This window comes from Asticcacaulis sp. P2_C5, from assembly GCF_056404555.1.
Genome location: NZ_JBFUDU010000012.1, coordinates 29,246 through 48,213 on the forward strand (window position 1 = coordinate 29,246; position 18,968 = coordinate 48,213).

21 protein-coding genes are annotated in these 18,968 nt (G+C 60.0%); 5 read left to right on the forward strand and 16 right to left on the reverse strand.

Translation table 11 applies throughout. From position 1 onward, the window contains the following. Positions 1-203 precede the first annotated feature (203 nt). The 8 genes from AC1DXO_RS19860 to AC1DXO_RS19895 form a co-directional block, all read right to left on the reverse strand. Positions 204-1,631, reverse strand: coding sequence for a PQQ-like beta-propeller repeat protein (locus tag AC1DXO_RS19860; RefSeq protein ID WP_476979921.1), 1,428 nt, complete (start codon positions 1,629-1,631; stop codon positions 204-206). Between the two features lie 54 nt (positions 1,632-1,685). Further along, entirely contained in the window at positions 1,686-2,423 is a 738-nt protein-coding gene (locus AC1DXO_RS19865) for a tetratricopeptide repeat protein (protein WP_476979922.1), read from the reverse strand. A 191-nt stretch (positions 2,424-2,614) separates the two neighbouring features. After that, positions 2,615-3,436, reverse strand: coding sequence for a 3-methyl-2-oxobutanoate hydroxymethyltransferase (panB, locus tag AC1DXO_RS19870; protein ID WP_476979923.1), 822 nt, complete (start codon positions 3,434-3,436; stop codon positions 2,615-2,617). 94 nt (positions 3,437-3,530) lie between these two features. After that, positions 3,531-4,052: a hypothetical protein gene (locus AC1DXO_RS19875; protein WP_476979924.1), complete on the reverse strand. Its 522-nt coding sequence runs from the start codon at positions 4,050-4,052 to the stop codon at positions 3,531-3,533. A 54-nt stretch (positions 4,053-4,106) separates the two neighbouring features. Then, a complete protein-coding gene (locus AC1DXO_RS19880; RefSeq protein ID WP_476979925.1) occupies positions 4,107-6,551 on the reverse strand; it encodes a hypothetical protein in 2,445 nt (814 codons plus the stop codon). A 152-nt stretch (positions 6,552-6,703) separates the two neighbouring features. Next, the gene (locus tag AC1DXO_RS19885; protein WP_476979926.1) at positions 6,704-7,132 is read right to left on the reverse strand and encodes a hypothetical protein; all 429 of its coding nucleotides are present in this window, start codon (positions 7,130-7,132) and stop codon (positions 6,704-6,706) included. Further along, on the reverse strand, positions 7,129-7,719 hold the full coding sequence (locus AC1DXO_RS19890) for an RNA polymerase sigma factor (protein WP_476979927.1): 591 nt from the start codon (positions 7,717-7,719) through the stop codon (positions 7,129-7,131). Before AC1DXO_RS19890 ends, AC1DXO_RS19885 begins: the two co-directional genes overlap by 4 nt. A 35-nt stretch (positions 7,720-7,754) precedes the next feature. Then, a complete protein-coding gene (locus AC1DXO_RS19895) occupies positions 7,755-8,141 on the reverse strand; it encodes a DUF6249 domain-containing protein (RefSeq protein WP_476979928.1) in 387 nt (128 codons plus the stop codon). A gap of 264 nt (positions 8,142-8,405) precedes the next feature. Here AC1DXO_RS19895 and AC1DXO_RS19900 point away from each other — a divergent pair, with 264 nt between their 5' ends. From AC1DXO_RS19900 to AC1DXO_RS19910, 3 genes are all read left to right on the forward strand, one after another. Further along, positions 8,406-8,984: a PadR family transcriptional regulator gene (locus tag AC1DXO_RS19900; RefSeq protein WP_476979929.1), complete on the forward strand. Its 579-nt coding sequence runs from the start codon at positions 8,406-8,408 to the stop codon at positions 8,982-8,984. 76 nt (positions 8,985-9,060) lie between these two features. Continuing rightward, positions 9,061-9,687 carry a hypothetical protein gene (locus AC1DXO_RS19905; protein ID WP_476979930.1) on the forward strand — a complete coding sequence of 209 codons (627 nt, stop codon included), beginning with the start codon at positions 9,061-9,063 and terminating at the stop codon, positions 9,685-9,687. An 84-nt stretch (positions 9,688-9,771) separates the two neighbouring features. After that, complete coding sequence (locus AC1DXO_RS19910) at positions 9,772-10,170, forward strand: DUF2147 domain-containing protein (protein ID WP_476979931.1); 399 nt, start codon at positions 9,772-9,774, stop codon at positions 10,168-10,170. Here the strand turns inward: AC1DXO_RS19910 and AC1DXO_RS19915 are convergent. The 3 genes from AC1DXO_RS19915 to AC1DXO_RS19925 form a co-directional block, all read right to left on the reverse strand. Continuing rightward, a complete protein-coding gene (locus AC1DXO_RS19915; protein ID WP_476979932.1) occupies positions 10,165-10,518 on the reverse strand; it encodes an arsenate reductase in 354 nt (117 codons plus the stop codon). The two genes, AC1DXO_RS19910 and AC1DXO_RS19915, sit on opposite strands and share 6 nt — an antisense overlap. A 64-nt stretch (positions 10,519-10,582) precedes the next feature. Next, a complete protein-coding gene (locus tag AC1DXO_RS19920; protein WP_476979933.1) occupies positions 10,583-11,011 on the reverse strand; it encodes a response regulator in 429 nt (142 codons plus the stop codon). A gap of 59 nt (positions 11,012-11,070) precedes the next feature. Next, on the reverse strand, positions 11,071-12,234 hold the full coding sequence (locus tag AC1DXO_RS19925) for a sensor histidine kinase (protein ID WP_476979934.1): 1,164 nt from the start codon (positions 12,232-12,234) through the stop codon (positions 11,071-11,073). 317 nt (positions 12,235-12,551) lie between these two features. Here AC1DXO_RS19925 and AC1DXO_RS19930 point away from each other — a divergent pair, with 317 nt between their 5' ends. Continuing rightward, on the forward strand, positions 12,552-12,920 hold the full coding sequence (locus tag AC1DXO_RS19930) for a hypothetical protein (protein WP_476979935.1): 369 nt from the start codon (positions 12,552-12,554) through the stop codon (positions 12,918-12,920). 111 nt (positions 12,921-13,031) lie between these two features. After that, a complete protein-coding gene (locus AC1DXO_RS19935) occupies positions 13,032-13,469 on the forward strand; it encodes a hypothetical protein (protein WP_476979936.1) in 438 nt (145 codons plus the stop codon). Positions 13,470-13,813: 344 nt separating this feature from the next. Here the strand turns inward: AC1DXO_RS19935 and AC1DXO_RS19940 are convergent, their stop codons facing one another. The 5 genes from AC1DXO_RS19940 to AC1DXO_RS19960 all read right to left on the reverse strand — a co-directional run bounded on the left by AC1DXO_RS19940 (position 13,814) and on the right by AC1DXO_RS19960 (position 18,962). Continuing rightward, entirely contained in the window at positions 13,814-16,033 is a 2,220-nt protein-coding gene (locus AC1DXO_RS19940; RefSeq protein WP_476979937.1) for a glycoside hydrolase family 3 C-terminal domain-containing protein, read from the reverse strand. A gap of 75 nt (positions 16,034-16,108) precedes the next feature. After that, the gene (locus tag AC1DXO_RS19945; RefSeq protein WP_476979938.1) at positions 16,109-16,567 is read right to left on the reverse strand and encodes a YaiI/YqxD family protein; all 459 of its coding nucleotides are present in this window, start codon (positions 16,565-16,567) and stop codon (positions 16,109-16,111) included. A 3-nt stretch (positions 16,568-16,570) separates the two neighbouring features. Next, entirely contained in the window at positions 16,571-17,329 is a 759-nt protein-coding gene (locus AC1DXO_RS19950; RefSeq protein WP_476979939.1) for an N-formylglutamate amidohydrolase, read from the reverse strand. Beyond that, positions 17,326-18,132, reverse strand: a complete 807-nt coding sequence (locus AC1DXO_RS19955) for a transglutaminase-like domain-containing protein (protein ID WP_476979940.1) — start codon at positions 18,130-18,132, stop codon at positions 17,326-17,328. The genes AC1DXO_RS19950 and AC1DXO_RS19955 overlap by 4 nt, the downstream gene beginning before the upstream one ends. Positions 18,133-18,314: 182 nt before the next feature. Next, positions 18,315-18,962, reverse strand: coding sequence for a response regulator (locus tag AC1DXO_RS19960; protein ID WP_476979941.1), 648 nt, complete (start codon positions 18,960-18,962; stop codon positions 18,315-18,317). Positions 18,963-18,968 lie beyond the last annotated feature (6 nt).

Genomic DNA, 18,968 nt, shown 5'->3' on the forward strand with positions numbered 1-18,968 from the left:
AATTTGAAACCGGTTAGAGCACTTCCCGACAAAGTGGACGCCACTTTTCGGATAAGAAGTGCGACAAAACAAGAATCTAGAGTGTTTACCGATCAACTTGATCGGGAAACACTCTAGACGAAGAAAGGGTTTGGAACCTGGGAGAAGCGCGCAAAAGAAAGGGGGCCGAAGCCCCCTTTCCAACCATTTCTCATCAAGAATGCTTAGCGGATCGCGACCAGCTTGCCGTCGTCGGTCACCACGAACATCGTATCACCGCTGACGATCGGCGCGATATAGGCAGCGCCCCCCAGATTGATCGACGACTGGCGTTCGCCCGTCTTGGGGTCGAAAGCCACAGCCTGGCCCAGGGAATTGACCATGATCAGGCGGTTGGAGGCCAGGATCGGACCCGACCACAGCGGCACCTTGCCGACCATCTTCTCGCGGCCAAGGCCGAATACGCCCTTCTTCTTCTTCTGGGCGCCGGCATTCAGGTCCTGGATCCAGTAGATCTGGCCGCTTTCACGGCTGACTGCCAGCAATTCGCCTTGCAGCGAGACCAGGAACACAACGTCGCCGGCAACCCAAGGCGAATTGATGCTGTCGGTCGACAACTGCCAGCGCTGATCGCCGGTGCGCGAATTCATGGCGGCAAACATGCCGGAATGGGACGCGGCGAACACCGTGTCATTGTACAGCACCGGCCGACCCGAAATATCACGGATCTGCGACAGGGCATTGGTACGGCTGGACTGCGCCAGTACCTGTTCCCAAACCACGTCACCCGTGCTGGCATTCAAAGCCACGAGTTCGCCGGACGAGAACGGCGCGTAGATAACGTCGCCCGAAACGATCGGCGCGCCCGTCTTAAGGATGCGGGCGGGCTCGGCAATGGCCTGATAGGTCCATTTCATCTCGCCGGTCGCCTGGTCGAAGGCGAAGATCTGGTTATCGACGTCGGTGGCGAACACATCGGTAGCGTTGACCGTCGGCGCCGAGTGGAATTGCGTGTCGACGGGCTTTTCCCAGATCTTCGCGCCGGTCGACGCGTCGAGCGCATCAATCAGGCGATAGCCCGAGGTCACGAACAGCTTGCCGTCAGCGGTCAGGGCGAGACCGCCGCCGAAGGCCGACTTATCGCGCTTGTTGTGGGGATTAAGGTCGACGCTCCACACCGTATTGCCGGTCGCGATATCGAACGCCGTCACGCGGGCTTCGCCATCCAGCGTGTAAACAAGTGTCCCGTTCGTCACCGGTTGCGCCAGAACTTCGGTATTGCCCTTGCTACCGGCGCCGATCGACTTGGACCAAGCCACCTGGAACGACTTGGCGGCGTCGCTGTGTTGAATCAGCGCGCCGGTGGGGCCGCCGGCGACCGGCCAATTGGCCACGGTCGTCGGATTGGGGATGTAATAGCCGATCCCCTTCAGGCTCTTGGAGGGCGCCAGCTTCTGGTCGAAGGCCACGATCGAAATGCGCTGCCCCTGTGCGGCCACCGCGCGATCTTCCGGGTTTTCCTTCTTGGTGATCTTCTGGATCGTCGAGCAGGCAGAGAGGCTCATCGCCGCGGCGGCGGTAAGCGCTACAAGTGCGAAAGCCTTGCGCCCGGCACCCTTGCCAAAGCTTTTCGTGACCTTAAGAGACTTCATAAGCGCGTTTCCATGAGGAGAGGTCGACCAGTGTACTTCGTGTCGGCAGTTTATCTATTGTTGGATCTGCATGCCATCGGGCAGGCCCGCCGGCATGGCAGGCATCTTGGCTTCCGGAAGGGCAGCGGCCGCCTTGGCGGTCGGACCGGCACCGGAATCGATAGCCTGGACGTATATTTCTGCGCGCTGCTTGACGCCTTGCGGTGTATCGAGGCCGACAGCCAGCACGTTGAGGTCAGCCCGTGCGCCCGCGACATCACCGTTTTGCAGCTTGGCCATGGCCAGCGCTTCCTTGGCGACCGCGGCGTAGGGGCGATCCTTCTCGGTCAGCGGCTGCAGGCGCTTCTGGACTTCGGCAAAGGGCGCCTTTTCCATGACCAGCAGGGCGGCCTTATAGGCGGCCAGATCTGACAGCATGGCGTCATTCGATGCCTTGGCAGCGTCATCCAGTTGCTTGATGGCGACGTCGGTCTTGCCGTCTTCGACCGACAGGGCGGCCAGTTCCATCAGGGCCATGGCCTTGTAGGACGGCGTGCCAGTCTTGGCAGTGTCTTCGAATTTCGTCTTGGCCGTGGCGTTATCGTGCGCGACGCTGGCGTCCATCCCCGCCTGGAAGGCTTCGGAGGCCTTGGCCGAAGCGTTGGCCTGGTAGGAATCCCAGCCCCAGAACGCCAGGGCAACCACCAGTGCGGAACCGAGCGCGCCGCCTACCCATGGCGCGGCCGTCTTGGCAATCTTGATCCACTGCTCGGTCCGAAGGGTTTCTTCGGTTTCATCGAAAATATCGCTCACGCGCGAAAGTCCTTATTCTTGTCGTTTTGGGCCTTGCCGTTTTGGGCTCTTGTCGTTCCGGAGACGGCAGCCGCCATCGACGGCGTTCCTTGCGCGACGCGTCCCCTGTTGGGCGCGAACCTACTCAAAGCGTCAGGCTTGCGCAACCGCAATACTGCGCCTGCCCGCCCCCAAACCGGTTTCCCGGCTAATTACTTAGCAAAATATGTCTCTTCTGGGGCGGGAAAGCTGCGCTGCCTGACATCTTTGGCGTATTGCGCGGCCGCCGTGGCAATTTCGCCCCGCAGGTCGGCATAGCGGCGGACGAATTTGGGCGACCAGTCGAACAGGCCCAGCATGTCGTCGACGACCAGCACCTGACCGTCGCAGGCGTTCGATGCGCCGATCCCGATGGTAGGCGCTGAGACCATCTGCGTGATTTCGCCCGCCAGATCGGCAGCCACGCCCTCGATGACGATGGCAAAGGCGCCGGCCCTGTCGCTGGCCAAGGCTTCGGCGATGACCTTATCGCGCTCGGCCTGGGTGCGCCCCTTGGCCTTGAAACCGCCGTCGGCATTGACCGCCTGGGGACGCAATCCGACATGGCCCATGACCGCGATGCCGCGCGCCACAAGATAGGCGATGGTATCGGCTATGGTCGGACCGCTTTCGACCTTGACCGCCTGGGCGCCGGTCTCCTTCAACAACCGCACGGCATTGACAAACGCCTGTTCGGCCCCGGCTTCGTACGAGCCGAAGGGCATGTCGACCACCACAAAGGCGCGCTGCGAGCCGCGCATGACCGCCTGGCCGTGCAGGCTCATCATCTCCATCGTTACACCGATGGTATTGGGCAGGCCGTGAACGACCATGCCGACGCTGTCACCGACCAGCAGGATATCGCAATGCTCATCCAGAATCTGCGCCATGGGCGCCGAATAGGCGGTCAGCACGACCAGCGGTTCCTTGCCCTTGCGAGCGATGATGTCCGGGGCGGTGATGCGTTTAACGGGCGCTTGGGTATGGCTGCTCACGCTGGTTCCTTGTTCGACGCGGCCCCGATCCTGTGGGCTGCGCGCTATATGGCGAGTCGACAGCGATTTTGCAAATCGGGGCTGAAACCCGCCTCTACAAGACCCGGTACAAGGTCTCGTCGACATCACTGTTCGTTACCGGCTGATATGTGCCGTTGCGAAATACCAGTGCATTGGAAAACAGCGCCGTCCGAAGACTGGCATCGGGGAGCCAGGCGTTCCAACGCTCATCACCGTAGGTCAAGGCCTGGTCGATGTCGCTCTGGTCCGCCGCGCACATCAGGATAATGGCCGCCTCTGTAGTGATCTCGGAATAGCGACGCCACGGCACGTCGCCCGCACCTGCCACGTGGTGGGCCAGCATGCCGTTATAGTCGCCCGTCGCCTCATCCCGGTCCCACAACAGAATCACCGTGGCGCAGCCGTTCATCACATCGGTCAGCACACCCGCCTCATCGGGTCCTGCCACAACAATGAACGGGGCGTCGCCGGACGACATCACCAGTCTCCGCACGACCCTGCGCTCGTCCCCACTCCCGGACGTGTCGCTATTGTCATCGAGGTCGCAATCCTCGACCGCGTCATCGGCCGAGTTCTTGTCGCGTTTTGGGGGCATGTTTCGAACTCCAATTACGGAATTATGGAAAACCAGTTTACGATATGACTCCCATCAGCCCGGCCAGAGGAAATGCAGGAAGAACCGGCCCAGTCCGGGGCGCGATCCACGCTGGCTGTCAACATCGACAATCACCTGCCCGCCGGCAGCCGGGCGGACATAGGCCGTGCTCAGATAAACATCGACGATATTGAGCTCGCTTTCGACGTTCAGCCGCGTATCGAGATGCATGGCGACAAGACGTTCAGGCGGCAGGCTTTCAGCCACCTGCCCGTCACCGGTGATCTCAGCGCGGCCATCGGTCATGAGAATAAGCTTGCCCGGCCCGATCGCCTTGGAAAAGATGAATTTGCCGAGCAGCAGCGACGTCAATCGCGTGCTGATCAGGGTGGACAGCTGCAGGCTTTCCGATATGCCGACAAAATTGTGAAAGTCGAAGATCACGACTTCGCCGTCGGCCAGATCCCATACCAAAAACTGCGCGCCGCGCGCGGCGGTGCAACTCACCGTCCCCTCGCCACGCTTCATGACAATCTTGTTCATGGTTGTCGCACCGTGCAGCAGGCGGGCTATCGGGGCATGAAACGGCTGAGGAATTGAAAATCGCGGTGCCTTGCCACGACATTGGAAGCGGCGAGAGACATAGTAGGTGGCCTCATGGTCATCCGGTATCACATATTGCCCGCCGGTCGGCGTAATGCGCGCCGGCGGCATGGCCGGCGGGCTATCGTCGATCCGGCCCAGGGTCACAACCGTGCCCATGTTGCGATGAAACGCAACCCGGGCGAAGACGTACAGGAAACTACGGATACAGATCGACAGGAACAACATCAATCCGATGCTGTGAACCGCCCCGACATAGATCATCGTGGTCCATATCGCGGACTGCGTCGAATGATTGGCGTCCAGTATGCCGTCCGTGGCCTTGGTCTTGACCTGGGTAACGATATCGAGCGCCCGTTGCTCATTGGTTGTTACCGCCTCATTGAATTGCTGATCCAGCCCACTGACCGATTCCTCGACATTTGTGCGCAGGCTGGCGCGCAGCTTCATGTAGCTCTCATTGGCCTTTTCCTGCCCCAGCGCCAGGCCGTCGTCCATCAGTCCGCCGATCAGCGGCACGCCGGTATGGATCGGTTCCATCTCCATCTGACTGGGAAAGATAGTGTCGAATTCACGCAGAACGCGTGCCTTCAACCCGTTGGCCCGCAGGTCATAGGCCTGCGCCCTGACCTCAGCCTTGATGGTCTCCATGGCGACATGGAACCGAAACAGTTTCTCGTCGAAAGCTAAGGCTGTCGCCTGCAGACTGTTGTCACGCAACTCATGGTCATAGGGATTCGGGAATATGTGCGCCTCGTACAGGGCGTCGGTCGTCCATTTCGGCAGCAAATGTTCCGTCAAGATGAAATAGGGCGCCGTCAGCACCAGCATGGGCAACCAGAGTATGGCGGCATGTGCGGTGACCCTCAAAGTGCGCCACAGGCCCATGGCCTTTATGAAATAGGCATTGACTGCGATCGCCGTAACGATCAGCCGGCCCAGGGCAAGAATCATGACGAACAGGACAATCGGCAGCAAGACCTTGACGAGACCAAAGTCGGGCGCACCGGCACCGAGCACGCATAAGCCAATATATACCATATAAAGGACCAGACCGGCCGGCAGGCAAAGTATCACAGCAGCAACGGGTCGTCCCCAACGGAAACCAGGCCTGAGCCGCGTCAAAGCATTTGGAATCCATTGCCACAGTTTTGCGACAAGGCACGCAATGCCCGACGCAACCAGTATGATGATCAGCGCCAGTACCAGCCAGAGTGTCTCGACGGCACCGGCCACCGCCAGCAGTGTCAGCAGGGTCAGGCCCACGACAATCGGCCTTGATAACGGCCGTCCCCTGAGAATCAACCAGGCCAGGGCGATCTTTGGCGCGGCGAACATCGCCAGTTGCTCGTTGAGCAACCCCGCCGCCGTCAACCCAAAGGCAGGCGGGATACACAGGCCGAATATCAACATCTCAAAGCGACGGCGAATGACACATAATATGGCGCAGGGTAGGTAAAGACCCAGGCCCAGAAAGATCAAACCAGTATAGATCTGGTCGCCAAACACCGACCTGGACTTTTCCTGCAATATGTCAGCCACAGTGCTGCTGGCATAGGCCTTTACCTCCAGCTCTGCTGGTGGCATTTTTTCGAAGATCGCCTTGCGGAGTGGGTAGGCTTCCACTTCCGGACATAACGACAGGAAACATTGTCTGTCGCCTGCCGGTTTGGTTGGCGCCTGGGCGCTGATGAACCGTTGGTAATTGCCTTGGTACCAGGAAGGCACCTTGCTGACGTCTGAAAAATAATAGAGCCCCATCGACAGGATGAACGGTGTGAGCGTCAACAGGATGACAAAATGCCCGAAGCCGAAATGCTGCTTTTCCTCGACCTCGTCGGCAAAGCGGAAAAGGCCGAAAATCGTGTCACCGATGCGACGCAAGTAGGACAGCATGCGTAGGCCTTCCCCTGATCCGGACAACGGATCGGCCATGTCGCCTCAAGCCAGCTGTCCGAAGGCGATATTGCGCCAGTTCCGAGGAATTGCAAGTCAAGCGTGCGGCCACTCGGTCAGATTGTCTCGCCACACAAAAGCGGCGTTGGTTGCTAAATAGTCTCTTCCTGGGAATAGGCGTAGTAGAGGCCAACGAAGGCCATGCACAGGAAGAAGGTCACCCAGAAGAAGCCCGCGGTCTGCATATAGACGAGATAGTGGCCCGTCGAATTCAGCAGTCCGGTAAGGCTGCGGCCAATGACATCGACCAGTTCAACGCCGGCGCGAAGGGTCTCATCGGTATCGGCCGCCGCCTTTTGAATGGACTGGGCGTAGACCGCCTTGCCGTCGACCGTCCAGTTGGGCATGCGCACCAGTTGCGCCAGGGCATAGACGCCGCCGATAAAACCGGCCAGAACAACCAACCCCTGGCGCAGCCACAGCTTGACCTTCAGCCCGTTCATGACGCGCTGCTCGAAGGCCTCGGCGTCGTCATACGCCGCCGGGCTCTGGAACATGTCTTCTATATCGCGGTCGTTCATGATCCGGTTTCCAATACCGCTGGTCTGGCGTCCGAAACGGGCGAAAGTATGGCCTTCAGGCGATCCATCGCGCGACGAATATGGCTCTTGACGGTCCCCAGCGGGATCTTCAGTTCGTCGGCGATATCCTGATGGGACAGGTCGCCGCTGAAATTCAATGACAGGCATAGCCGTTCCACCGGTTTGAGATGTTCGAGGGCGGCGTCGAGGTTATGGGCGCGAAACTCGCCCTCTCCGGCCAGGGCCTCAGGTTCATATGTGCTCATGTCGTCGGTCAGGACGTATTTCTGCGACGAGCGGACCTTTTTCAGATAGCGCCGGGCGGCGATCGTCTTCAGCCAGCCGACAAACGGCCCGTCGAAGCGATAGTCGGCCACGCGCTCATAGGCGATCATGAAGGCCTCCTGCGCCATGTCGTCGGCGTCGGCACCCTGGGCGCCCATGCGCCGCAAATGGGTTCGGATGACGCCGCTGTGACGCCGGACCAGCTCGGCAAAGGCGTTTCGGTCGCCGCCGGCGGTGCACAGGCGCACCACGTCGACATCCGATTGCCGGCTGTAGTCCTTCTTGTCTTCGGGTAAGGCCATAGCGGTTAGGTTCCGGGTTGCCGCTGTGCTTCTCTTCAGGACTTGCGCGTGCTGAAGCCGATTATACCAAGAATCAGCAGGGCGACGCCGATCAGGCCCGGAATGGCCGCGACGCCGGACAGATGTCCGCCGATCGTATTGTGATCAAGATAATTCCAGACCATGATTCCGGCTGCGACGGCCATCAGGATCAGGCCGGCGCGGATGTCGTTCATCGGCGACTTGGCGCGCGGGACGGTACGCTGCAGGCTTTCGAGGAATTCAGCCGGCAGGGTTTCACCGCGTTCGATGGCGCTGCGGACCGTCTTTTGCAGTTCGGCGTTATTACGCGCCTTGTTGAAACTGAGAATGGCCACGATGGCAATCGGCATGCCGAAGGTAAATATAATGGCGACAACCGGAACAATGATTTCGGGACCCATGTCGAATAACTCCTTTGAGGTAACGGCTCAGCTCATCTCGCCGGCCTTTGAATATGAGAGGCCTGAAAGCGCCCTTTTAGATGCAAAGATTCCGGTTAAGTTTTTGTAATGCTCCACAGGCCTGAAAAAACTTCACCCGGCCACTTGCATTCGATGTAATTTAGATATATCTAATTTGCATCGGATTGCAACGCGCCAGGACATCGGCACAAGATCAAATCCGATATATCTAGTTACACTCACGATAATACAGGAGATACGCCAATGCGCGGATTCTTTTTTCACGATCGCGGAATGGGCGGTTGCTCTGAACGCACTCACGGCCATCGCGACGGCTTTGGCCGCGGACCCGACTTTCGCGGTGGTTTCGGCCGTTTCGGCGGCGGCCGCGATAGCAGGGGCTTTGGCCATGGCGGTCTGCGCCTGGTTCTGCTCAAGCTCATCAGCGAAAAGCCCAGCCACGGTTACGAACTGATCAAGGCTGTCGAGGAGCGCTTCAACGGCAATTACAGCCCCTCCCCCGGCGTCATCTATCCGACGCTGAGCTGGCTTGAAGACGAAGGCTTTACCACGGTGGCGACCGGCGACGACGGCCGCAAGTCCTACACCATCACCGAAGCCGGCCAGGTCTTCCTGACCGAAAAAGCCGAAAACGTCGATCAGCTCTTCACCATGATGGATCGCGGACGTGGCGAACACGGCGACTACGGTCCCCTGATGCGCGCCATGGATAACCTGAAGGCCGCGGTCAAGCTGCGCGGCATGAAGCCCCTGGCCAAGGCCGAGATCGAGGCCATGGTCGATTTACTCGACGACACCGCCAAAAAGATCGAACGGATGTAGGCTCGGTGCGCAAATCGACGCTGGACAGGGAAGCGGCTACGGTACAATGTCCCCGGGATTCGATAGGGAGATATCCATGCCGCTTCTTGCCACGGCCGTTCTGGCCCTGACCATGATGCAGGGGGCCGAAAACGTGCCAGCCGCGCCAACCGCACCCTACACCACCTTGTCAGAGCGGCTGGACAGCTGGTTCAGTGTCCTGCACCTGCATAAGGCCCTGCCGAAACCAAAGCGGCATGACGACAGCATCAAACACCGGTTCTGGACCGGAAACGGCTGGACGGTTATCATGCGCGATGACGGCTTTACGGGCCAGAAGGCCTGCCAGGTCCACCCCAGCAAGATGTTCTCCAAGAGCCGGATCACCTACACGGACGGCGTCATGGGCTTCCGCTTCGATCACTATGTCAATCCGCAGAAGGCCTGGTTCCGCGTCGATGATCAGCCGGCTCGCCCGTGGCTGTCGGTCTTCCGCGATCTTTATGACAAGGGGCTGAATGTCGTTCCTTACGACAACGGAACCGAGAAAAAGACTGAGGTGCTGATCCCGATCGAAGACCTGGCGGGGGCGCAGAAGGTTGCCATTCGTCCGACGCCGCAGGGTGAACCGGATACGTTCGACATCAGCGGGTACCAGGAAGCCGTGGACGCATCGCGACGCCTGGGCTGCCCTGAAGGCAATTACACCCGCCATAAGTTCTAGGCAGGCTCAGATTTCAGGTCGGTTTAAGAAAACTCTCACCTATTGCGTGTAAAGTCGGCGAATCTGGATTTGCCGGGTGCTGCCATGCGTCGTTTCGCCATTTCATTAGTCCTCATCCCCGTTATGCTGGGTCTGTCGCTGGTTGCGACGGGCGCCGCCGCCGCCGAGCTTGCCGGATTCTGGGAACGCTCGACCGGTACGTCGCGCATTCGCTTCGAACCCTGCGGCGACGCGCTGTGCGGCAAGATCGCCTGGCTCAGGCCGGGACTGAAATCCAAAGCCTTTGTTGGCCAACCGGTTTTCCTGAAACTGGCCAGGACGGGCGAGACACTGTGGACGGGCGAAGCTTTCAATCCGGAAGACGGCCGCACCTACCAGGGCCGCGTCTCGATCGACGGCAAGACCCTGACGACCACGGGCTGTGTCCTGGGCGGGTTGATCTGCAAATCGGAAACCTGGAAAAAGGTCGACACGGCTCTATAGAGCGGTCTTTTCCAGCGCCGCCACGGTGTCCGGCTTGAACCCCGTCAAGACAAGCCCTCCGATCTCTATGACCGGCCGCTTGATCATCGAAGGCTGGGCGATCATCAGCTTAATGGCCTTGGCTTCGGTCAGGTCCTGCTTGTCCGCGTCGGGCAACGCCTTGAAGGTCGTGCTCGTCTTGTTGAGAACCTTTTCCCAGCCGGCGGCCCTGGTCCAGGCTTTCAGATGCGCGGCATCGATGCCCAACTGCTTGTAGTCGTGGAAATCATAGGCGACAGCCCGCGCCTTCAGCCAGTCGAAAGCCTTCTTCATGGTGTCGCAATTGGGGATGCCGTAGATTTTAAGCATGGTGACTCCTGACAGGAGGCGCCTCTTAACACGACCGCCAGGGCCGTCAAATCCGTCATCAAGACTATCTCGGCAGTTCGCCCAGATTGCCCCAGAAATTGATCACCTGGCGCAGGGTATTGGCGTATTGCAGGCCGTCGAACGGCTTCACCACATAGCCATTGGCATGCCGGTCATAGCATTCTCGTATATCCGCCTGCGATTCCGACGAGGTGAACATGACGACGGGAATCGCTTTGAACTCGCTTGATTCCTTGACCACGCCCAGGAACTGCTTGCCGTCCATACGCGGCATATTGATGTCGAGAAGGATAAGGTCGGGCGTGACACCGCCTTCATACTTGCCTTCCTTGTGCAAACATTCCAGCGCCTGGTTGCCGTTATTGGCGACCGATATGTGAACGGGTGGCGTCGCGGTGCTGAGCGCCCGGCGCGTCATTTCGACATCGCCTTCATTGTCCTCGACCAGCAGGATTTCCAGTGACGTGCGCATGATCTTGTTCCAATCGAACGGGCCAGACGCCCCACCCAAGCTTAACACGCGCCAGCTTATCAGGAATTAACCGGCAGGGTAAAGGTAAAGGTGCTGCCTTCACCCGGCCGCGACGTAAAGCTCATATCACCGCCGCACAGGCGGACGAATTTGCGGCAGGTCGATAGCCCGATGCCTGTTCCCGGATAGTCGTCTTCGCGGTGAAAGCGTTGGAAGATGGTAAAAATGCGCCCGGTAAAGGCCGGATCGACGCCAATACCGTTGTCGCGGACGTCGAAACGCCAGGCGGCGTTGCCACCAGCACCGTTTTCACGCCTGGCCGTGACGGAGATTTCCGGCGGCCGCTGGCCGTCCTGGAACTTCAGCGCGTTACCGATCAGGTTCTGCAGCACCACGCGCATAAGGGTCAGGCTGGTTTTCAGAATAGGCAGTCCGTCCGACGTGACAATGGCGTTCTTGCGGGCGATCGTGTCGTGAAACTCGTGAACGATCTCCTCGAAAATTTGTTGGGAATCCACAACGTCCAGCCGGACCTCCTCGCGTCCCACACGCGAGAAATCGAGTATGTCGCGAATCATCTTCTGCATACGCAGGGCATTGTCCTTGACGTAGCCGAGATAGCGCCGGGTGTCGTCGCTGAGCTCGTCACCGGAATATTCGGTCAGGATGGCAGCATAGGTGTTCATCATCCGCACCGGTTCCTGCATGTCGTGCGAACAGACATAGGCGAACCGTTCGAGTTCCTCGTTCGATTGCCGAAGCGACGCGTTCAGTTGCAGGATCTGTTCGCGCTGGCGGTAAAGATCGAGATAGACGCTGACCTTGGACTTGAGGATGTCGGGATTGATCGGCTTGAAGATGTAGTCGACGGCGCCGATCTCGGCGGCCCGGGTGGCGAAATGGTCCTCCTTGCTGATGGCCGTGACGAAAATGATCGGCACCGACGCCATGCTGGGCCGGGTCTTCATCAGTTGCGCCGTTTCAAAGCCATCCATGATCGGCATCTGGACGTCCAGCAGGACAATGGCGAATTCAGACTTGAGGACGAGGTTGAGCGCCTTCTCCCCCGAATCGGCGGTTACGATCTCCGCGCCGAGGGGCTTCAGCAGCGCCTCGGTAGCCAGCAGGTTTTCCCGACGGTCGTCGACAATCAGAATCTTGGGCGGGACGGCACCCGCGCTACCCGGCGCGTGCCCCTGGCGATCGGTAATAATGGCACTCATGGGCGAACCCTTTCCGTAATCGATCCTTCAGGCATCTCTGTCTTCGGAAATCCGATTCAACCTGCCTCCCCAGTCACACGGCACGCAGGTTAGAACCTGGCCAATTGGCTTTGAAATCACATTTAGGTTTTTGCCTGATTTTGTGCCTGATATCGATTGCAACCCTCGATATGAACCGACGTCGCCAAACATTTGCTTACAAATCATGCTTAATGCTTGTTTTATCTTATCTTTTTACCTTTTGCATGTGTTGACACCCTAGATTGTTCCTGTGGTCCAGCGTTTTCGGACAATCTGTGCAAGTTCCAGGAACTCCCATGTCAAAAGAGAAAACGATCAATGTCGCCAAGGCCCTGACGGTCCAGCTCCACGTTACGGAAGAAGCCATCGACACCGCGCTCGGCGAGGCGGCCCACCTGATCGAAACCTATATTACGTCGCGCCGCGCCATCCGCATGTCGGCGACGATCAGCGGCGATGTTCACGAAAACACGCTCAAGGCCATGATGGCCCTTAACGCCGCACAGCAACACATGACCGCGGCGCACCAGGGCCTGACCCGCGTCCAGAAACAGCTCCACATCGAGGCCGGCGCTATTATTCCACCATTCGACAAGCCGGATGCACGTACCGACGTCGAGATCCCCGTCCTTCCCGACCCCATACTCCGGGATCGTGTCGCCTGAAGGTTACGGCGCGACACTTAGTTTGACCAGTCCAACAGTTTAACTTGCAAGCACGGTCTGTTGCCTGTTCTATTGCAACCGCGATGGGAACCAGTCAGGGGACGGACCGGCATGCTACAAACCTTGGTGGCGCAATTGGGCGTGGGCGCGATTCTGGTTGTGTGCCTTTACGCCCTGATCGTCGGTAGCTGGCGCGAACGATTCGGCGCTATCATCTATCTCGCCGCCTATTTAGTCAGTTTCGGCTTCGGCCTGATCGCGGTGGAGCATGCCACCCTTTATCTGCTCGTCGCGGATCTGCTGTGCCTGCAGGGTTTTTACGTCCTGAGCTGGAAGTCGCCACATGCCTGGCCGCGCTGGGCTGTGGCAGGTCAACTGGTCAGCGTCGTCGCCGAAATCGCCAACCTGTTTCATGTCGGCCTTAGCGACCGCAATTTCATGACCATCGAGATGACGGCGGGTTGGGGCGTCCTGCTGGCCCTGCTGATCGGCGCGATCGCTGCGGCTCAAGCGCGGCGTGACGCCAAACGCACGCCTGTTGCGAAGTAACTTCTGGGCGGCATCGAGTGATGCGTAATATTTTGAAATTACAGAAATTTTCAATGCGGAAAGCGCAGAAAAGTCGGAAAGACGCGGAAATAGGGAACGGTTCTTGCCCGAAGGGCGTGCATTAGATACCTCAATGCTCGTAATGACATGGCGCTTCGCGCGGCAGAAGCAACACCTTGAATTTGGCTTCGCCGAACTTCGTTTCCGCGTCTTTCCGACTTTTCTGCGCTTTCCGCGTTGAAAACTGCTATAAAATCAGACTATTCCCGCAGCAGCGTAGCCGAGCGCGGACGAAGCCTCTCCCACACGATGGCACAAAAATTCGAGCCCCACCTCTGCCGCAGTTACTCCACCGACACCGTCGTGCGCAACTTGATGTCCGCCGACGACTCGCCGATCATGATCTCTACGGGCTCGCTCTCGACCGTGAAGCCGTTGACGGCGTCGTTCCAATAGGCCAGTTGCGCCGCCTTGAGCGGAATTTCGACCGTCCTGGTTTCACCCGGCGCCAGGGTCACGCGCTTGAACCCCTCCAGCTTGCGTTCCGGACGCGCCACCTGAGACTTCAGATGATGGACATAAAGTTGCGGTACGGCATCGCCGGCCACCTTGCCGGTATTGGTGACATCGACCAGAACCGTCACCTGACCGTCCTTTGCCATTGTCTTCGTAGTTGTCCGCAGATGGTCGTAACGGAAGGTCGTGTAGCTCAGGCCATAGCCGAACGGATACAGCGGCTTGCCCTTGGCATACATATAGGTCCGGCCGTGACGAATGTCGTAATCCATCATAGGCGGCAGCTGTTCGACCGAAGCCGGCCAGGTCGCCACCAGATGGCCGCCGGGATTGTAGCCACCGAACAAAACCTTCGCCAGGGCCGTGCCCTCGTCCTGCGAGGCATGGGTCATGTGCACTATGGCCGGCACATTCGCCTGTGACCAGTTGATGGCGAAGGGGAAGCTCGACACCAGGACCATGACCGTCCTCGGATTGGCGGCCATGACCTGTTTGACCAGCTCTTCCTGCGCCAGATTGATCGTCTCGCGGTCCCTGCCCTCGCGACCGTCGCCCGGGTCGGCGCACGGCTTGGTGCCGGCATCGGTCCAGTCATGCGCCATGTTGGGGCCGCAGGTCGGGTCATTACCGACCACCACGATCGCCACATCGGCCGCCCCGGCTGCAGTGATCGCGGCACCGTCGATATTGTCCGCAGCATAGGTGACGGCGACATCGGGCCCCAGTTCGGCCTTGATCCCGGCCAGCGGGGTCACAGCATAGGGCGGATAGCCGCCATACCAGTCCCAATGGACGCTGTCGGCCAGCGGGCCGATGACCGCAACGGTCTTCACATGCGTTTTGTCGAGCGGCAGGGCAGACCTGTCGTTCTTCAGAAGCACGACCGATTCCAACGCCGTTTGCAGCGACACGGCGCGATCGGCCTCACCCATCCAGGGCTCAGGCCCAAAGTCTGGACTGGCCTTGATGGCGGCATAGGGCACGCGTTCAGGCGGATCGAGCAGGCCCAGCTTCAAGGTCACGCGGAACTTGCGGCGCAGCGCCTTATCGAGATCGGCTTCGGTGATCGAGCCGTCCGTCATGGCGGCGTGCAGTTCGTCCTTATAGGTGTCGAGATACTGGTTGATCCCGGCCTTCAGGCAGGCCACAACGGCCGCTTCCTGGGTCGGAAACGCCTTGTACAGCTTGACCAGATTGGTCACGGCGCCGCCGTCGCTCGACACCACATCGGCGCCCCACTGATCGATAACCAGGGTGTTGAGGATGGGATGGATGCCCATGGGCGTACCGTTCCACGCATTGTAGGACGCCATGACGCCACGTGCACCGCCGTCTTCGAAGGCCATGCGGAATGGCACGGCGTAATATTCCCAGAACAGGCGGTTATCGAAATCCGACGACGAATTGCCGCGCCCGTTCTCATTGCTGTTGGCCAGGAAATGCTTCAACAACGCCGCCGACTGCCAGTAGTTGGGGTCGTCGCCCTGCAGGCCACGCGTAAAGGCAACCGCCATGGTGCCATTGAAAAACGGATCCTCGCCATAGACCTCTTCACTGCGCCCCCAGCGCGGATCACGCATCAGGTCGGATTGCGGTCCCCACTGCATCAGTATCTTGCGGTTATAGCTGGCGGTCTGGGAAATATAACGCGCCTCGTAACCCTGGACACCGGCTGCCTTGCGCACAATCTCGGGGTCCCAGGTCTCGCCCAGTCCCGGCGGCTGCGGAAACTGCGTCGTATTGACCGGGCCCCAGCCGCGCTTTTCGCTGCCGCGCTGGACGACGCCGTGAATGCCCTCGGAACTGCCGAAACTGGGAATGCCCAGCCGTACCACGGAACTGTTGGTGCCCAGGGCGTCGATTTTCTCGTCGACCGTCATCAGGGACAGGATGTTGTCGATGCGCTGCGCCGCTGGAAGGTCCGGGTCGAGGAAGGGATAGGCATAGGTGCTGGCGGTGGCGTGGCCCGCCATTATGACGAGCGTCATGGCGGTCAAGGTCAGGGCCGAACGCAGCCGCAATGCGGCCTTTGCATGAGACGCGAACATCTTGTCTTCTCCCGGCTGTTTCTTATGGCTGCCTGTTCGTCGCAGCTTAGCCCGGCATCGTCGCTTCGTCCAAGCTTAACGCCGCAATCTTTGTTCGCGTACGATAATCTGATCCAGGGCCTGCAGGAACTGCGAACGGTTGGACGCCGAAAACGGCGGCGGCCCGCCGGTGATCTCGCCGGTCGAACGGATATGTTCCATGATGGCGCGCTGGGCCAGGGCGGCGCCGATCGAATCCCTGGTGAAGGCGCGGCCATTGGGCGCCAGGGCGTGGGCATCCTTTTCCAGCACGCGGCCGGCCAGCGGTATATCGTTTGTGATCACCACATCGCCCGGGACGACCTGCTCGGCAATCCAGTCGTCGGCGACGTCGGGGCCGGCATCGACGATCTGCCGGCTGATCAGTGCCGACTTCGGGATCTGGATAAAGCTGTTGGACACAACGACGGTTTTCAGGCCATAGCGCGCAGCGACCTTGTAGGTCTCGTCCTTAACCGGACAGGCATCGGCGTCGATATAGACGGTGATCGGCACGGCTTAAGGAACCATCAGGACGCGCGCCAGCCGCTCGGCCCAGGCCAGAGCGCCGGCGGCCTCGCCAATCAGGTCCTGGCGGATCTCGATCAGCACGGCGGGAATACCGCGGTCGTCGCCGTGGATTGGCACGGCATAGTCTTCGGTCCGGCCGCTTTGGTAAGGTACGTTGGCACCGACATTCAGACCCGGTTCCTGCAGGCGTTCGACCATGGCCTGGCCGAAAGCCTTCGCCTGGTCGAACAGGACACCGGCGTGCCAGATGCGCGCCACCCCGAGATAGACCGGTGTAAAGCTGTGGATGCTGACCAGGCGGACCGGCCGGCCCTGGCCCCGAACTTGGCCCTGACGCGCATCGAGACAGGCGCCGATCGCGGCATGGAACGGCGTGAAAATCTCCGCCGCCCGGCGTTGGCGCTCGGCCTCGGCCAGGTCGACATTGCCCGGGATGGCGGTCGCTTCGGAATGGACGACGATGCTGGAAGGCGAATCCAGCGGGCGATTGAGATCGATCAGCAGCCGCGATGACGTGGCAAGAAAGGCCGGCGCGTCGAGCAGGGCCGACAGATGACGCGTGACCTCCGCGGCGCCTATGTCCCAGGCAATATGGCGTTGCAGGTCGGCGGCGCCGACGCCCAGGCCGTTGTAGCCTGGCGGGATATGGCGCGAGGCATGTTCGCAAACCAGAACGACGTCCGACGCGCCGTCCGGATTGAGCACCTCGACCGCCGGACCGAAGGCCAGATCGTCGGATATCGTCATGCGACCGCCTCGGTGATGACCTCGAAGCGGGTCAGCAGCGCCGGGCCGAACTGGGTCGAGATGGCGACGTCGGTGGCGTCGCGGCCGATCGCCATGAGGATACGACCGACCCGCGGAATATTGTGGCGGGCATCGGCTGGGTACCAGCGACCACCCAGGAAGACTTCGAACCAGCCGGAAAAATCGATCGGCGATCCGCTGGGCCGAATGTCGATCTCACCCAGATAGCCGGTGCAATAACGCGCCGGGATGTTCATGCAGCGGCACAGGGTCAGGGCCAGGTGGGCGTAGTCGCGGCATACGCCCGTGCCGTCGGCATAGGCGCCATAGGCTCCCCGCCACGAGTCGGCGCGTTGATAGTCGAAACGGATATGCTTGTGGGCATAGTCGAGAATGGCCTGGACGCGCGGCCAGCCGGGCGCGGTGTTGCCGAACAGGTTCCAGGCCAGGTCGGACAGCCGGTCGGTTTCGCAATAGCGCGAGCCCAGCAGAAAGACCAGAACCTCGTCGGGCAGGTGATGGATGTCGTGCTGGACAGCGTCGTGCGGCACGATATCAGGTTGGCCACTGTCGCTGATGACAAATTCACTCGAAAAGGAAATCCTGCCAGCCGGCGCGACCAAACGCGTGCAGATATTGCCAAAGCCGTCGATATAGTCGCTGGTTTCTATCTCCGGCGACACCTTAAGGGCCTCCGGCGTCACCAGATCGCCATGGCGCGACGGATGGAGATTCAGGCAGAGCAACATCGGCGTCGGCACACGACAGTCGTAGGTCAAATGGTAGCCGGCTTTGATGTGCATAAAATGGAACTCATATAGACTGTTGGCGCGCGCCACCGCCTGACCGTAGTGGTCCGGCGGGCGATTTGCGATGTGTTTGTAGATTGTGTCTGCAAGGGTCCGGAAAGAAACCGGAAAGACATCCCGCCTAAAGCCCTATTTGTGCACCTGCGTCAAGGGCGATCCAATGACGGTTTTGAGGTTCAGCCGCCGGCGTGCGAAGGCCGGCGGACGGTTTCGCTCAGGCGTTCCAGTTCCGACCACATACGGCCGATCAGATACGACCCGTCGACTGTGGCGGATTGTCCATTGACCACGGCCAGGCGCGAGGATTCCTCGAGCAAAATGCGCATGACCTTGTCGACGCTGTCGTGGCATTCGCTCAGCATGCGGTCCTGTGCCCGAACCAGTTGCCGGAGCGCCTTGGCCTTGGCGCGAATACGATCTTCCTCGCGGCTGTTGCGCAGGACATAGGCCAGTTGATAGGCCAGGACGCGCCAGTTCAGCGGTTTCAGCACAAAACCCGTGGCGCCCAGGCTATAGGCCCGGTCGATCGCCGCCATGTCCGCGCGGCTGGTCGCCACGACGATCGGCAGGTCGGTGAGGTTTTCGTCCTCGCGCACCCGGCGGATCAGGTCGAAGCCGTCCAGGACGGGCATTTCAAGGTCGACAAGGGCGATATTGACGCCGCCGGCGCGCAGGCGTTGCCAGCCCAGTTCGCCATTCGCAGCCACCTCAACCGTCACCGCCGGCGTCGCCAGGTGCACGGCCGCCATTTCGCGCAGGATCGGATCGTCATCCACCACGAGCAGGCGGGCAACCTCGACATTTTTAATAGCTGGGCCGGGCATGGCGAC

Bases quoted from the DNA above. Each gene is read 5' to 3' on its own strand.
- AC1DXO_RS19895 (WP_476979928.1), bottom strand. From the start codon at position 8,141: ATGGGTCCCGAAATCATTGTTCCGGTTGTCGCCATTATATTTACCTTC.
- AC1DXO_RS19860 (WP_476979921.1), bottom strand. From the start codon at position 1,631: ATGAAGTCTCTTAAGGTCACGAAAAGCTTTGGCAAGGGTGCCGGGCGC.
- AC1DXO_RS19940 (WP_476979937.1), bottom strand. From the start codon at position 16,033: ATGTTCGCGTCTCATGCAAAGGCCGCATTGCGGCTGCGTTCGGCCCTG.
- AC1DXO_RS19960 (WP_476979941.1), bottom strand. From the start codon at position 18,962: ATGCCCGGCCCAGCTATTAAAAATGTCGAGGTTGCCCGCCTGCTCGTG.
- AC1DXO_RS19890 (WP_476979927.1), bottom strand. From the start codon at position 7,719: ATGGCCTTACCCGAAGACAAGAAGGACTACAGCCGGCAATCGGATGTC.
- AC1DXO_RS19920 (WP_476979933.1), bottom strand. From the start codon at position 11,011: ATGCGCACGTCACTGGAAATCCTGCTGGTCGAGGACAATGAAGGCGAT.
- AC1DXO_RS19935 (WP_476979936.1), top strand. From the start codon at position 13,032: ATGCTACAAACCTTGGTGGCGCAATTGGGCGTGGGCGCGATTCTGGTT.
- AC1DXO_RS19880 (WP_476979925.1), bottom strand. From the start codon at position 6,551: ATGCTGTCCTACTTGCGTCGCATCGGTGACACGATTTTCGGCCTTTTC.
- AC1DXO_RS19955 (WP_476979940.1), bottom strand. From the start codon at position 18,132: ATGCACATCAAAGCCGGCTACCATTTGACCTACGACTGTCGTGTGCCG.
- AC1DXO_RS19875 (WP_476979924.1), bottom strand. From the start codon at position 4,052: ATGCCCCCAAAACGCGACAAGAACTCGGCCGATGACGCGGTCGAGGAT.
- AC1DXO_RS19900 (WP_476979929.1), top strand. From the start codon at position 8,406: ATGCGCGGATTCTTTTTTCACGATCGCGGAATGGGCGGTTGCTCTGAA.
- AC1DXO_RS19885 (WP_476979926.1), bottom strand. From the start codon at position 7,132: ATGAACGACCGCGATATAGAAGACATGTTCCAGAGCCCGGCGGCGTAT.
- AC1DXO_RS19910 (WP_476979931.1), top strand. From the start codon at position 9,772: ATGCGTCGTTTCGCCATTTCATTAGTCCTCATCCCCGTTATGCTGGGT.
- AC1DXO_RS19930 (WP_476979935.1), top strand. From the start codon at position 12,552: ATGTCAAAAGAGAAAACGATCAATGTCGCCAAGGCCCTGACGGTCCAG.
- AC1DXO_RS19905 (WP_476979930.1), top strand. From the start codon at position 9,061: ATGCCGCTTCTTGCCACGGCCGTTCTGGCCCTGACCATGATGCAGGGG.
- AC1DXO_RS19950 (WP_476979939.1), bottom strand. From the start codon at position 17,329: ATGACGATATCCGACGATCTGGCCTTCGGTCCGGCGGTCGAGGTGCTC.
- AC1DXO_RS19925 (WP_476979934.1), bottom strand. From the start codon at position 12,234: ATGAGTGCCATTATTACCGATCGCCAGGGGCACGCGCCGGGTAGCGCG.
- AC1DXO_RS19915 (WP_476979932.1), bottom strand. From the start codon at position 10,518: ATGCTTAAAATCTACGGCATCCCCAATTGCGACACCATGAAGAAGGCT.